The organism is Luteimonas cucumeris (genome assembly GCF_007830035.1).
Classification (GTDB): Bacteria; Pseudomonadota; Gammaproteobacteria; order Xanthomonadales; family Xanthomonadaceae; genus Luteimonas_C; species Luteimonas_C cucumeris.
Genome location: NZ_VLKN01000010.1, coordinates 18,623 through 32,788, shown reverse-complemented (window position 1 = coordinate 32,788; position 14,166 = coordinate 18,623). Strand labels below are relative to the sequence as shown.

Genomic DNA, 14,166 nt, shown 5'->3' with positions numbered 1-14,166 from the left:
TGCGATCCGTCATCAGCCGTTTGTAACAGAGGCCGTTGTCGAACACTCGAAGTGCTTGCTCAGCGCCCCGAATCGACGCGCCGCGCCGCGCCCGCATCGCGAAGGATGTCCAGATAGGCCCGCACGGTGCGCTCCAGTCCAGCGTATAGCGCTTCGCCGATCAGCGCGTGTCCGATCGATACTTCAAGCAGGCCGGGTACGGCGCGGACGAACTCGCCGAGGTTGTCCTGGTTGAGGTCGTGTCCGGCATTGACCTGCAGCCCCGCACTACGCGCGTGTTCGGCCGTTTCCACGCACAGTGCCAGCGCCGCTGCGGCGTCGCCGCGCGCATGCGCTTCGGCGTAAGGTCCGGTGTAAAGCTCGATGCGATCGGCGCCGATGTCGGCGGCGCGCGCGACATCGGTCACGCCGGCATCGACGAACAGGCTGACCCGGCAGCCGAGCGCTTTCAGTTCGGCAATGCGCGGCCGCAGGCGTTCGCTGTCGCGGTCGAAATCGAAGCCGTGGTCGGATGTGAGCTGGCCGTCGCTGTCGGGCACCAGCGTCGCCTGCGCCGGCCGCGCCTGCGCGCATAGTGCCGCGAAGCCCGGATAACCGACCCGCGGCGGCGCGAATGGATTGCCTTCGAGGTTGAACTCGACGCCATGCGCGCGCGTCAGTTCGGCCAACGCGGCCACGTCGCCGGCACGGACATGGCGTGCATCCGGCCGCGGATGCACGGTGATGCCGTGCGCACCGGCCTCCAGGCAGGTGCGTGCGGCACGCACCACATCCGGATCATTGCCGCCGCGCGAGTTGCGCAGCACGGCGATCTTGTTGACGTTGACGCTGAGCGCGGTCATCGGGTGAGAACCAAGAGGATCGGCAGGCAGTCTGCGCGCGCCGGATGTGGAAGCACAACCGACCTTGACCGGCCTTGATGCGCGGTGGGCGCAAGGCTCAGGTCGACGGTGGTTCCTGCGAAACCTGCGCGGCGAGCTTGCGCGCCTCGGCCTGTTCGCGCAGGCGACGCAACTCGTCGGGATCCAGCATCAGCGATTCGTCGCGGCTGACGCTGACCACGCGACTGGCGTACCAGCCGTAGGCCCACAGCACAAGGAACACCAGCGACGCCAGCAGGCAGATCACCATCAACAGCATCGAGGTGGTCTTCATCGCGACCGCCATCGCAACCAGTCCGAGCAGCAGGAACAGCCAGGGCATCGTGGACACTCCTTTGACGACCCGGGAAGTCTACCGCGATCGCGGGCGCGGCAAGGCAGGCCGTCGCGACCGGAAAACCGTTCGTCGGACAGGCGTCACAACAACGGGGACAACAGCCGCGCCAGCGCTTCGGGCAACCGGTAGCGCCACAGCGAGCGGGCGCGATCGTCGCGTACCCGCGGCGCACTGGACAGTTCCGATTCGATCAGCGCCGCCAGTTGCGCCGCCAGCGCGGCATCACGGAACAGCATCGTCACCTCGAAGTTGAGCCGGAAGCTGCGGTGGTCGAAATTGGCCGAACCAATCATCACCAGGTCGTCGTCGGTCAGCAGCGCCTTGGTGTGCAGCATGCGCGGCCCGTACTCGTAGACCTTGACCCCGGCCGCGAGCAGGTCGTCGAAGTAGGAGCGCGCGGCGTAGGTGACCAGCCGGGAATCGCTCATCTTCGGCACCAGCAGGCGTACGTCAAGGCCGCCGAGTGCCGCCGAGGTGAGCGCCATCATCGCCGCCTCGCCGGGCACGAAATAGGGCGTCACCAGCCAGACCCGGCGCTGCGCTTCATGGATTGCGCTGACGTGCAGGCGATGGATGGCTTCCCACGACGAATCCGGACCGGAGGTCAGTACCTGCGCCGGGATCGTGCCGCCCTGCTCTGACGGTGTCGCGCGCGCCACCTCGGCGACGAAATCGCGGCTGCCCGTCGCATAGGCCCAATCCTCGGCGAACACCAGTTGCAGCGTGCGCACGGCTTCGCCTTCCAGGCGCAGGTGCAGGTCGCGGTAGGCGTCGGAGCGCAGGCGATCGTTCTCGTCGTCGGTGATGTTGATGCCGCCGGTGAACGCGATGCGGCCGTCGATCACCACAATCTTGCGGTGCGAACGCATGTTCAGCCACGGCCGTTGCCAGACGCGGCCAAAGCGCATCGGATGGAACCAGCACAGTTCGCCACCGGCTTCCAGCAACGGCGCGAAGAACGAACGTCGCGCGTTGCCCGAGCCCACCGCGTCCAGCAGCAAGCGTACCTTCACCCCGGCCCGGGCGCGTTCAATCAGTGCATCGCGCAGCATCGTGCCGGTACGGTCAGCCGCGTAGATGTAGTACTCCAGATGGACGTGGTTCTGCGCCTGCGCGACCGCCGCCAGCAGGGCCTCGAACTTGTTGCCGCCATCGACCAGCAGGCGCACGTCGCGCGCCACCGTCGGCCGCAGCCCGGTGGCAGCCAGGCCCAGCCGCGCCAGTTCGATGGCCTCCGGGGTCGGCTGGAAGCCAGCGGGCAGTTCCGTCCGCGCCGACTGCGTGCGGCCACGGCGCAGCCGGTGGCGCTTGATCTTCTGCGGACCGAACACGTGGTAGACCAGAAAGCCCACGTAGGGCAGCACGGCCAGGCCCAGCAGCCAGCTCAGCGTCGCCACCGGTTCACGTTTCTGCAGCACGATCCAGGCGCCCAGCCACAGCAGGTAGGTCAGCCAGCCGAGCACGAGGTACAGGCGCAGGTGCGGAATCGACACCAGCCACAGCCAGGCCTGTTGCAGCGAATCGAGCATCGGCACGGAATTCCGGTGTGTCGCGGCTGCTGCGACGGGCAGCGCGTAGGCTAAGCCGCATGGGCGACGCAATCAAAGGCCGCGGCTCCACCGGCTACCTGCCGGGTCGCTACGAAGTCAGCATCAGCCAGCCGATCGACGATGGCTGGCACGACGGTCGCGCCGAAAACGACGAGGAAATCGTCGAACCCTTGCCGCGCACGCAGGTGCGCGAAGAGCGGGCGCGTTCGATCATTTCCCGCAACCAGTCTCCGGACATTCCGTTCTCGCAGTCGGTCAACCCGTATCGCGGCTGCGAGCACGGCTGCAGCTACTGCTTCGCACGGCCATCGCATGCCTACCTGAACCTGTCGCCCGGACTCGACTTCGAAACCAAATTGTCGGCCAAGGTCAACGCCGCCGAGCAGCTGCGCCGCGAGCTGGCCAAGCCCGGCTACAAGGTCAGCCCGATCGCGCTGGGCATCAACACCGATGCCTACCAGCCGATCGAACGCAAATGGCGGATCACCCGGCAGTTGCTGGAAGTGCTGGCCGAAACCCGGCATCCGGTGTCGCTGATCACCAAGAACGCGCTGATCGAACGCGACCTGGACCTGCTGGCGCCGATGGCCCGCCAGCAGCTGGTGCGCGTGTTCTTCTCGGTGACCTCGCTCGACAACCGCCTGGCCGCCAAGCTAGAACCACGCGCCTCGGCGCCGCACAGCCGGATCCGGGCCATCCGCCGGCTGCACGAGCAGGGCGTGCCGGTAGGGGTGATGGTCGCGCCGGTGATTCCATGGGTGAACGACCACGAGCTGGAAGCCGTGCTGCAGGCGGCCCGTGATGCCGGCGCCGATAGCGCGGGCTACGTGCTGTTGCGCCTGCCGTGGGAAGTGGCGCCGCTGTTCCGCGACTGGCTGCAGACCCACGTGCCGGACCGCGCCGAGCACGTGTTGAGCACGGTCAAGCAGATGCGCGGAGGCCGCGAATACGACGCCGCTTTCGGCAAGCGCATGCGTGGCGAAGGCGCCTACGCCGAGCTGCTGGCGCGCCGCTTCGCGCTGGCGCTCAAGCGTTGCGGCTATCCGCAGCGCGATCGCCACGCGGGACTGGACTGCAGCCGTTTCGTGCCGCCGCGGCCGCCCTCGCCGCAGGCCGAACTGTTCTGATCCGGGCTCCGGCCCCCGACCCCCGACCTGGACCTGCTACCCGGCGCCGGCTTTACCCGTACACTGCGCCGACGATGTCGACGCTCAGTCCATCACCACCACAGTCGCTCCCGCCCGCCCAGGACGATGACCGGTTTCGCCTGGCGATGGCCTCCTCGGGCATCGGCATGGCGATCGTCGACCTGGACGGCCGCTGGGCCGAGGTCAACCCGGCGCTGGAAAGGATTTTCGGCTGCCCGGCCAGCGAACTGGTCGGGCGCTACGTGCTGGACTGCACGCACCCGGACGATCGCGAGGATTCGCAGCACTGCCTGAGCGGCCTGATGGACGGCAGCCTGCCGGTGACCGACTCACAACGGCGCTACCTGCGTAGCGACGGCAGCATCGTTTGGACCCACGTCAACGTCGCCGCGATGCGCGACGCACGCGGCCGTACCATCTACCTGATCGCGCAGCTGCGCGACATCAGCGCCCAGCACCACGCCGAGATGGCGCTGCAGGAGCTCAATCGCACCCTGGAACAACGCGTCGCCGAACGCACCGACGCCTTGCTGGTAGCCAACCTGCAGCTGCAGCAGTTCGCCTACGGCGTCTCGCACGACCTGCGCGGCCCACTGCGCGCGATCGAAGGCTTCTCCGCGCAGCTGCAACGCCAGTGCCGCGCCGCGATGGATGAGGCAGGTCGCGATTACCTGCAGCGCATCCGCGACAACGCCTCGCGCATGTCGGCCCTGATCGACGGGCTGCTCGAGTTGTCGCGCGCCACCAGCGCCGACATGCGTCCGCAGTCCGTCGACCTGAGCTTGTTGCTGGAATGGGTCGGGGCGGAACTGCAGGACGCCGAACCCGGACGCGACGCCCGCATCGATGTGCAGCCGGACCTGCGTGTCCACGGCGACGAACGCCTGATGAAGTCGTTGTTCACGCAACTGCTGGGCAATGCCTGGAAGTTTTCGGCACGGCGCGAAAAAACAGTGATCGAAGTGCGTGGCACCACCGAGGCGGGCGGCCTGCGCGTGTCGATCCACGACCAGGGTTGCGGCTACGCCACGATCTATGCTGACAAACTGTTCGAACCGTTCCAGCGTCTGCATGGACAGGCCGAAGGTGGCGGCAGCGGCCTCGGCCTGGCCATCGCGCAGCGCATCGCGCGCCGGCACGGTGGCCGCATCTGGGCCGAATCCACCCCCGGCGTGGGCAGCATCTTCCATGTCTGGCTTCCCGTTTCCGGCAACGACGAGGGTGCTGAGGCATGAGCCAGAAGGACATCCTGCTGATCGAGGACAACCCCGACGACGTCGAACTGACCCGCATCGCCTTCGCCGAGGCGGGCATCGCGCAGCGCCTGATGGCGCTCAGCGATGGCGTGGCGGCGCTGGACTACCTGTTCGCGCGCGGGCAATACGCGGATCGCGATCCACACGAACTGCCTTCGATCGTATTGCTGGACCTCAACCTGCCCAAGGTCGATGGCCGCGAAGTGCTGCAGGCGATCCGTGACAATCAAATCACCCGGACCTTGCCGGTGGTGGTGCTCACCACCAGCACCGAACCTTTCGATGTCGAAGCCAGCTATGCGCTCGGCGCCAACAGTTACATCCAGAAGCCGGTCGACTTCGAGCAGTTCGTGTGGGCGCTCAAGCAGGTCGGCGTGTACTGGTTGATCCTCAATCGTTCGCGCGAGGATTGAAACGCGTCCTCGCGGACACGCACCAGCGTCGACTTCGGTCGCATCACAGGTAACGCGGCGGCGCATCGATTCCGGCCATCGCGCTGAAATGATTCCGGTTGTTCAAGACTGAAACACGCGATGGCGCGACGGCCGACAGCGCCGTCGAACGTCGGTTCGTTTGCAACGCGCGCGATTGCAGCCTGCGTCGCTTCCCATGCACCGGCTCGTCCGCATCGCCATGCATGTCATGGACCTTTGCACGCAAAAGCACGTTGCACCCCTGCAACGTTTTTCGATGACGGTTTTAACGCGGCCCTTACATCTGCGCTGAAAGTCTTTTCGATTCAACGCGTTGCGGCATTGGCACGCTAATCGCTTTGCTCTCCCCGCCACCGCGGTCTGCGGCGGTCATGGAATGAGGGGAAGTCGAATGCGCCAGCCTGCCTACAACATCGGAACGCGTGCCTGCGCCGCGCTGCTGGGTTCGATGCTCGCGGCCGGATTGCTGATCGCCCTGTTCTCGCCGCAAGCGCAAGCGCAGGAACAGGAAGATCCCGGCTTCGTGGTGTCGCGCACGGTGATGCCGCGCATTGCCTATCGCGGCGTACCGCTCGAAGACAATCCGGTCCACACGCGCGCCACCACATTCCCGGCCAAGGTATTCCACAGCACGCTCGACAATGCGCTGGGCAATGCGCTGGGCGATGGCGAGCTCAGCGCCGCCACCGGTTCGGGCGGCCTGGTTATGCAGGCCACGCGCGGCATGCTGGTGCCCGATGCACAGGCCGGCGGCGCGGGCATGGGCCTGATGGGATCAGCCACCGGCAGCGCGCCGTTGGGCATGGGCGCATCGGTCGGCGGTTCGGTTCGTGGCGCCACCGAAGGCCTGGGCAACACGATCACCGGTGCCTTGTCCGGTGCGATGTCGTCGACCGGCACCGGCGCACCGGGCAGCAAGCCATGAGGGCGTGGTTGCCAATGATCGCGGCATCCGCGGCACTGCTCGCCGGGCCGGCCCATGCGCAAAGTCATGACCAGGCGCTCATCGGTGGCCACGCCGGTACAGGCAGTGAAGGTCGCATCGCGGTCAACCAGGCCGCTGGCGTCGGCAACGCGCAGGCCAATCTCGCGGCGCTCGCGCATGCCGACAGCGGTCTCGGCATCGCCAGCGCGCACGCAATGCAGAAGGCGACGCCCGCGCAACGCGCGGCGGCGGCCAGCGCCACCATCGATGGTGGCGCGTTCAACGACGTCAGCGGCGCGCTGTCGCTGAACCAGGCCGCAGGTACGGCCAACCTGCAACTCAACACCATTGCGATCGGCACCGGTGGACTGTTGCTGGCGCACGCGGATGACGCGGCGCTTGCGAACACCACCGGTTCCGCCACCAGTACTGAGGGGGCTGCAACCGCAACGCCCGACCGCCGCGCACTCATCGACATCGATGCGTTTCGCGGCAGTCAGGGGGTGGTACAGGTCAATCAGACCGCGGGAGTCGGGAACCTCTCGACCAACGCCATCGTGCTGCAGCTGCCAGGCGGCACGCCATAACCGTTGTAACCACGACACAACAGGAGAGACCACATGAAACTGCACCACACACTGCTCGCTTCCGCGCTTCTGGCGATCTCCGCTCCGGCGTTTGCCACCGGCGATGACGCGGTCATCTTCAACTACACCGACGTCCAGAACAGCATCTGGGTCATCGGTGACGTATACGCCTCCGGCTCGATTTCCGTCAGCAGCGAGTCGGGCGCCGTGGTCGACCAGGACCAGTACACCGATGCCAACTGGTCGCTCGGCGACGGCGACAACAAAGCGTTCCTGGAAGACAGCGCGCTGAGTGACGCCATGGGCAATATCGGCGCCAACGTTGCCGCCGGCGTGGGCAATGCCCAGGCCAACGACGCTGCCTTGTCAGCGGTGGACGGCGAGGAAGTCTTCGCCCACGCCATGGTGTTCAACAGCCAGGAAACCAACGCGAACCTCGGCACCGACGAGCCGAGTGGCCCGCAGAACGAGCTGTTCTACACCGCTTACGCCACCGACGACGTGCTGTCCGGCGCTTCCGGCAACATCGGCCTGAACGTCGCCTCCGGCGTCGGCAATGCGCAGACCAACGCGCTGGCCGCCTCGGTCAACAGCTCGGGCACGATCGCCCTGGCCACCGCCGACAGCGAACAGGCGACCATCTGGAACACGCTGGAAGCCAACTGCGACCTCGACAACACCGCGTACCTGAGCGGCAACGCGTTGTCGGGCGCGATCGGCAACATCGGCGTCAACGTCGCCGCCGGCGTCGGCAATGCCCAGCACAACGGCCTGGCGATCGCCTCGGCTTCGTGCGGCACCTGCGACTGATCCATCACGGCTGCCCGGGAGCGGCATCTGCCGCTCCCGTCGCACCACCCACTTAGGGGATAGACATGAAACTTCATCACACCCTGCTGGCCGCGGTATTGCTGGCGGTAGCGGCACCGGTCTTCGCCGAAGGCGACGACGCGGTCATCTACAACGACACTTTCGTCCTCAACAGCATCTGGGTTGACGGCTTCATCTACGCGTCCGGCGACATCGCCGTGGCCAGCGAGTCGGGCGCCGTGGTCGATCAGGACCAGACGACCGCGGTCAATGGATCGTATGGCGACGGCGACAACGAAGCCTATCTGTCCGGCGACGCGATGAGTGATGCGGCCGGTAACATCGGCGCCAACGTTGCCGCCGGCGTGGGCAACGCCCAAGCCAACGACGCCGCGTTGTCGGCCGTCGATGGCGAGGACGTCTTCGCCCACGCGATGGTGTTCAACAGCCAGACGACCCTCGGCAACGAAGGCTTCGACGATGGCAGTTCCGGTAGTGACCTGTTCTATACGGCGTATGCGACCGACAACGTGCTGGCGGACGCGGCCGGCAACATCGGCCTGAACGTGGCGGCGGGCGTCGGCAACGCGCAGACCAACGCACTGGCCGCTTCGGTCAACAGTTCCGGCAACATCGCCAAGGCCACCGCCGACAGCGAGCAGACCACGTTCTGGAACACGCTGCTGGCCGAATGCGATCTCGACAACACCGCCTACCTCAGCGGCAGCGCGTTGTCGGGCGCGATCGGCAACATCGGCGTCAACGTCGCCGCGGGCGTCGGCAATGCCCAGCACAACGGCCTGGCGATCGCCTCGGCTTCGTGCGGCAGCTGCGTACCGCCGCCGTCCGACCCGGGTTGCCCGGGTGGTGGCTGCCCCAGCGTGATGGCTCCGTAAGTTGTTGAAGACGGCAGCCACGATCGCCGGGTGAACCCGGCGATCGTGGTGACAGGAACGGTAACCAGGAACAGACGATGACGATGCGCGACAGCAATCGCAGGTACTGGCAACAAGGCTTGCTCGGATGTGTGTTGGCGCTGGCCGCCATGAGCGCATCGGCGCAGATGGCCTTCGACGCCACCCGCATCGGCAGCGCGCCCGCCACCGTGCAGGTCAGGACGTTCCGCGACCTGCGCTATCGCGACATGATGCAGCAGCACTACGACTTCAGCTGCGGCTCGGCCGCGCTGGCCAGCCTGCTGCATTACGGCTACGGCCTGGAGGTATCGGAAACCGAGCTGATCAAGAAAATGCTGGTCGGCGCCGATCCCAAGGAAGTAGTCAAGAACGGCTTCTCGATGCTCGACATGAAGCGCTACGTCGAGAGCATCGGCTTCCGCGGGCATGGATTCCGGATCGAACCTGATGCCCTGTATCAGCTGCAGATGCCGGTCATCGCGCTGATGGAAGTGAAGGGATATCGACATTTCGTGGTGGTGAAGGGCGCGTCCGCCGGACGCGTGTTCATCGCCGACCCTGCGCTCGGCCACCGGGTGGTGTTCGAGCGTGATTTCGTGAAGGGCTGGAATGGTGTGGTGCTCGCCGTGGTCGGCGACCAGCCCATGCTGGCCGATTCATTCCTGATGCGGGACCGCGGATCCTTGGCGCTGAAGCGCCGCATGGATGTGCTGGACCGTGCCACTACGCCGCCGCCGGTGCTCGAATTCGGGCTGCTGCGCGCGGACATGCTGTGACGAGGTGCGCCATGAACACACGAACTCTCCCCCTCGCTTTGTTCGGGACCCTCGTAGGGATGGCGGCCTCGGCGCATGCCGAGGCCGCCCGACCTGCCGCGGCGGCTGAACACATCAAGCCGGTACGGGTGGAAGTGGTCGACGAGGACACCCTCGGCCGCATCAGCGGCAAGTTCCATGGCGCCGACATGCTGGTCGGACTGCGCATCGAACTGTTGTCCAACTGGCGCACCGCCGATGGCAGCATGAGTGCCGCCGGCACCCTGCAGATCCAGCGCAACGCCAACGGCGGTTTCGACGTACAGGTCGATACGCGCAGCAACGCACAGGCCGCCGGTGCCGCCGGCACCCCGCTTGCGAACGCCACCGCCAGCGGCGGCGACCAGATATCGGTGAATGGCGTCGGCCAGGTGGTGCAGGTCGCCGGCGACGGCAACCGCTTCGCCAACCTCACTGCGATCAGCTTCACGCCGCGCGAAGCGGCGGGCGGCAATTTCAACGGCAACACCGCCAGCACCAGCAGCAGCGGCAACATGATCGCCAGCGTGTCTTTCGAAGGCGGTGGCGCGAAGCTCGGGCTCAGCGCGCCGAGTGGCGTGCTCAGCCAGAGCGTCATATCGGGTGCCAACGGCGGCATCATGCAGGCCGCGCGCGTCGCCGGCCAGGACCAGGTCGGCAGCAACCTCATGCAGCTGCAACTGCAGACTGCCACCATGCCCGCGCTGCAGCAGCAGCAACAGGGCGTCTACCAGGCGTTGGCCGGATTGCGGCAACTGCCACGTTGATTCCGGGTAGTGGGAACAAAGACGCCGCCAACAGCGCGGCGCCATGGCCCGTTTTACTCCGGACATTCCAATCAGGGACAGCCATGCTTCGGCAAACGACGCTTGCTTTCGCCATTGCATTCGCGCTCAGCGGCGCACCCGCCTACGCGCAGCAATCGCCTGACGCCAGTGGCCAGGCGACGCTGGCCACCGATGTGCGCCAGCAGCTCGATCGCCTCGAATCGCGGGTCAGCCAGCAGCAACTGGAAATAGAACGCCTGCGTTCGCAGGTGGAATTCCTGGAGCTGGGCCTGCGTGGGCGCGGCGTGAACGATCCGCAGACCGCGGTGGCGCAACAGACGCAACAAAAGCCGGCGCAGGAGATGCCGGCCATGCCCGACCCGCAGCAGCCGGCAGCGCCGGCCACCGGCGAAGAGCCGCTGCAGCAGATCGGGCAGCAACAGAAGGTCGACGACAGCGAGCGCCGCGAGCAGGAGAAGGCGCTGGTGGTGCAGGAACATGCGCCGCTGTTCGAGCGCCGCTTCACCGTCGACGTCGGCACCAGCTACAGCTACTACGACCGTCGCCAGCTGGCGCTGAGCGGCTTCCTGGCGCTGGACGCGATCTTCCTCGGCACGATCGACCTCGACCAGACCAAGGCCTCGGTGCTGACCACGGACATCACCGGCCGCTACGGCATCACCGACCGCATCAACCTGGAAGCGAACGTTCCCTACCTGTATCGCACCAGCCGCTTCGTCAGCGGCGGCGCCGGCGGCGCGTCGACCTCGATCAGCGAACTGTCCAAGAGCGCCAGCGGCCTCGGCGATGTCAGCGTCGCCGGCTACTACCAGCTGGTCAAGGAATCGGCGCGCTGGCCGGACCTGGTTGCCAGCATGCGCGTGCGCGCGCCGACCGGGCGCGATCCGTTCGGACTCAAGCTGATCGCCGAGGACGAGGGCAACAACAACCTCAACATCCCCGAAGACCTGCCCACCGGCAGCGGCCTGTGGAGCACCACGATCAGCGTGTCGGCGCTGCGCACCTACGATCCGGTGATCCTGTTCGGCAACCTCGGCTACACCTACAACTTCCCGGGCAGCTTCGACGACATCTCGCCGGTCGTCGGCCAGGTGCAGCCGGCCAAGGTCGAACTGGGCAACCCCTTCCAGTTCAGCGGCGGCCTGGCGATCGCGTTGAACGACCGCGCCGCGGTCAGCTTCAGCATCGCCACCTCGATGGCCGGCGCCACCCACATCAAGTCCGAGGGCAGCGACAATTACGACCGCGTGCCGGGCAGTTCCACCAACACCACCACGTTCAACATCGGCGCCAGTTACCTGTTGCCGTCGGGCTGGTCGTTGAACGGACAGATGGCCAACGGTCTGACTCCGGATGCGCCGAACTTCGTGATGTCGTTCCGCGCTTCGCGCGGGTTCTGATCCGAGATGTTTTCTGGCAGCTGCGTGGTTGCCCTTGCGTAGACGGGTGCTCGTTTGTCCCTGGGCAGGAATGCATTACTCGCAGCTTGTCGCCGGTGGCGGCACGACGTGGTTCATGAGGGGTAAGAGCTTCCGCCCGCTGCGCGTGCGGGTCCCATTCTTTGCTGGCCCAAAGAAAGGAACCAAAGAAAGGGCCTCTAAAGCCCGTTTGCATTCGATGGGAGCCGCGGCTCTCCGACACCAGAAAGTCCTGTCGCCATCGACCTTCTTGTTCGTGCCTTCGTAGTTTGTTTCGCAGAGGCTTGTGGTCAGCAACTTCCGGAGGGACTGAATGGATCGTGTGTGCTTTCCACAAACGCTTGTCCAAGAATTTGCTGAAGCCGGCCTGCCGCTTTCTGTCATCCCGAGCGCAGCGAGGGACCTGCTTCTTGGCAATTCCCGGTAAAGCAGGTCCCTCGCTGCGCTCGGGATGACCGGGTAAATCGACTCGAGATAGGTGTTGCCAAGCCGGTATCACGCGCTCGACGCTTGCATGACCGGACCTGGCATGACGCGGCGGGCCCTCGACGGGTCGTCTACGGATCCCTGGTGATCCGCTTGGTGGCCTCGGGCTGAAACTCGCCTGGATACACGACCATCCACCGCCTCGCTCCTCGGCGAGGTGCAAATGATCCGGTCAACGCAACGACTTTGCTACGATCCGGTAATCATCGACAGCCCGGGTCAGGCCGATGCTCGCCCTCACGGGAGCGTTGCGGCCCGATCTGCGCAACACGGCTGTCGTGAACATTCGATCCCCTTGCCGGAGCCACCATGCACATCACACAGAAGAGTCTCGCCGTCGCGGTGGTATCCCTTGCCATGGTCGCCGGATGCAGCCGCGCGCCCAGCCCGGCGTCCGCGACGCCCGAGGCTTCGCCATCGGCGCCTGCATCGGTCCAGTCAAGCCAGGCACCCGAGTCGACTCCCGCGGCTCAAGCGCCTGCGTCGACCCCGGCAAATCAGCGGCCAGCCGTGGTGCTGTTCCGCAACGTCCGAGTCTTCGACGGCGTGTCCGGCAACGTCTCCGCCGCGCAGGACGTACTGGTCCGCGGCAACCACATCGAGCGCATCGCCGCTGGGCTGGCGGACGAGCCCGGCGCGCAGGTGATCGACGGCGGCGGGCGGGTGCTGATGCCCGGCATGATCGACGCGCACTGGCACAGCATGATGGCTGCGCCGTCACTGGGCGCGATCCTCAGCGGCGACCATCGCTACCTGACCGTGATCGCCGCGGCGGAATCCACGCGCACGCTGATGCGCGGCTTCACCACCGTGCGCGACGTGGGCGGCAACGTCTTCGGCCTGAAGCAGGCAGTCGACGAAGGCGTGGTGCCCGGCCCGCGCATCTACCCGTCCGGGGCGATGATCAGCGTGACTAGCGGTCACGGCGACTTCCGCCAGGCCGGCGACCTGCCGCGGACGATGGGGGCGCCCAGCCCCATGGACCTGGAGGGCGATACCGCCATCGCCGACAGCCCCGACGAGGTGCGCATGCGCGTGCGCGAACAGCTCATGCGCGGCGCCTCGCAGATCAAGCTGACCGCCGGCGGCGGCGTGTCCTCGCCGCACAGTCCGCTGGACGCGATCACCTTCACCCCGACGGAGCTGCGCGCGGCGACGGAAGCGGCCGGCAACTGGGGCACCTATGTCACCGTGCACGCCTATACGGCCGACGCGGTCCGCGAGGCAGTCGAGGCCGGGGTCAAGGTCATCGAGCACGGCAGCCTGATGGACGACGAGACCGCGCGCCTGATTGCGGACAAGGGCGTCTGGCTGAGCATCCAGCCGTTCCCGGATGAACTGGCCGAGGCGTTCCCGCCGGGCTCGTTCGAGCGGCAGAAGGCCGAAGAAGTATTCGCCGGCAACAACCACGCCTACGATCTGGCGAAGAAGTACAAGCTCAAGACCGCGTGGGGCACCGACGTGCTGTTCTCCGCCGCGCTGGCCACGCAGCAGGGCGCGATCCTGGCCAGCCTGACCCGCTGGTACACCCCGGCCGAGACGCTGGTCATGGCCACCGGCACCAACGGCGAGTTGCTGCAGCTGACCGGCAAGCGCAATCCCTATCCCGGCAAGATCGGCGTGGTCCAGGAAGGCGCGTTCGCAGATCTGCTGCTCGTCGACGGCGACCCGGTCGCCGACATCTCGCTGATCACCCGTCCCGAGCAGAACTTCAAGGTGATCATGAAGGACGGCGTGGTCTACAAGAACACGCTGGCGGCGCCGGCTTCGCCCTGATGCATCGGCAGTGAGGGTTGCGGATTTGAAGCGGCGCTCAATCCGGAATTGACGTCGCA

General features: G+C 66.4%; 14 protein-coding genes. 11 read left to right on the top strand and 3 right to left on the bottom strand.

Annotation, left to right across the window (positions count from 1 at the left end; translation table 11 throughout):
- Positions 1-59 precede the first annotated feature (59 nt).
- From IP90_RS15540 to cls, 3 genes are all read right to left on the bottom strand, one after another.
- Positions 60-842, bottom strand: a complete 783-nt coding sequence (locus tag IP90_RS15540; protein WP_144900579.1) for a pyridoxine 5'-phosphate synthase — start codon at positions 840-842, stop codon at positions 60-62.
- 97 nt (positions 843-939) lie between these two features.
- Positions 940-1,203, bottom strand: a complete 264-nt coding sequence (locus IP90_RS15535) for a hypothetical protein (protein ID WP_144900578.1) — start codon at positions 1,201-1,203, stop codon at positions 940-942.
- 95 nt (positions 1,204-1,298) lie between these two features.
- Positions 1,299-2,747: a cardiolipin synthase gene (cls, locus tag IP90_RS15530; RefSeq protein ID WP_144900577.1), complete on the bottom strand. Its 1,449-nt coding sequence runs from the start codon at positions 2,745-2,747 to the stop codon at positions 1,299-1,301.
- A 59-nt stretch (positions 2,748-2,806) separates the two neighbouring features.
- Here cls and IP90_RS15525 point away from each other — a divergent pair, with 59 nt between their 5' ends.
- The 11 genes from IP90_RS15525 (at position 2,807) to IP90_RS15475 (ending at position 14,107) form a co-directional block, all read left to right on the top strand.
- Positions 2,807-3,895, top strand: coding sequence for a PA0069 family radical SAM protein (locus tag IP90_RS15525; protein WP_144900576.1), 1,089 nt, complete (start codon positions 2,807-2,809; stop codon positions 3,893-3,895).
- Positions 3,896-3,969: 74 nt separating this feature from the next.
- Positions 3,970-5,151, top strand: a complete 1,182-nt coding sequence (locus IP90_RS15520) for a sensor histidine kinase (RefSeq protein WP_144900575.1) — start codon at positions 3,970-3,972, stop codon at positions 5,149-5,151.
- On the top strand, positions 5,148-5,585 hold the full coding sequence (locus IP90_RS15515; RefSeq protein ID WP_144900574.1) for a response regulator: 438 nt from the start codon (positions 5,148-5,150) through the stop codon (positions 5,583-5,585). Before IP90_RS15520 ends, IP90_RS15515 begins: the two co-directional genes overlap by 4 nt.
- Before the next feature lie 412 nt (positions 5,586-5,997).
- Positions 5,998-6,531: a hypothetical protein gene (locus IP90_RS15510; protein ID WP_144900573.1), complete on the top strand. Its 534-nt coding sequence runs from the start codon at positions 5,998-6,000 to the stop codon at positions 6,529-6,531.
- Positions 6,532-6,545: 14 nt separating this feature from the next.
- Positions 6,546-7,118: a hypothetical protein gene (locus tag IP90_RS15505; RefSeq protein WP_144900572.1), complete on the top strand. Its 573-nt coding sequence runs from the start codon at positions 6,546-6,548 to the stop codon at positions 7,116-7,118.
- A gap of 33 nt (positions 7,119-7,151) precedes the next feature.
- The gene (locus IP90_RS15500; RefSeq protein ID WP_144900571.1) at positions 7,152-7,928 is read left to right on the top strand and encodes a hypothetical protein; all 777 of its coding nucleotides are present in this window, start codon (positions 7,152-7,154) and stop codon (positions 7,926-7,928) included.
- A 65-nt stretch (positions 7,929-7,993) separates the two neighbouring features.
- On the top strand, positions 7,994-8,824 hold the full coding sequence (locus IP90_RS15495; protein WP_144900570.1) for a hypothetical protein: 831 nt from the start codon (positions 7,994-7,996) through the stop codon (positions 8,822-8,824).
- A gap of 149 nt (positions 8,825-8,973) precedes the next feature.
- Positions 8,974-9,621, top strand: a complete 648-nt coding sequence (locus tag IP90_RS15490) for a C39 family peptidase (protein ID WP_206751923.1) — start codon at positions 8,974-8,976, stop codon at positions 9,619-9,621.
- Positions 9,622-9,632: 11 nt separating this feature from the next.
- Entirely contained in the window at positions 9,633-10,406 is a 774-nt protein-coding gene (locus IP90_RS15485) for a hypothetical protein (RefSeq protein ID WP_144900569.1), read from the top strand.
- An 83-nt stretch (positions 10,407-10,489) separates the two neighbouring features.
- Positions 10,490-11,827 (top strand): transporter, encoded by a 1,338-nt coding sequence (locus IP90_RS15480; protein WP_144900568.1) that lies wholly within the window; start codon positions 10,490-10,492, stop codon positions 11,825-11,827.
- 1,014 nt (positions 11,828-12,841) lie between these two features.
- Positions 12,842-14,107: a metal-dependent hydrolase family protein gene (locus IP90_RS15475; protein WP_199753514.1), complete on the top strand. Its 1,266-nt coding sequence runs from the start codon at positions 12,842-12,844 to the stop codon at positions 14,105-14,107.
- Positions 14,108-14,166: the final 59 nt, after the last annotated feature.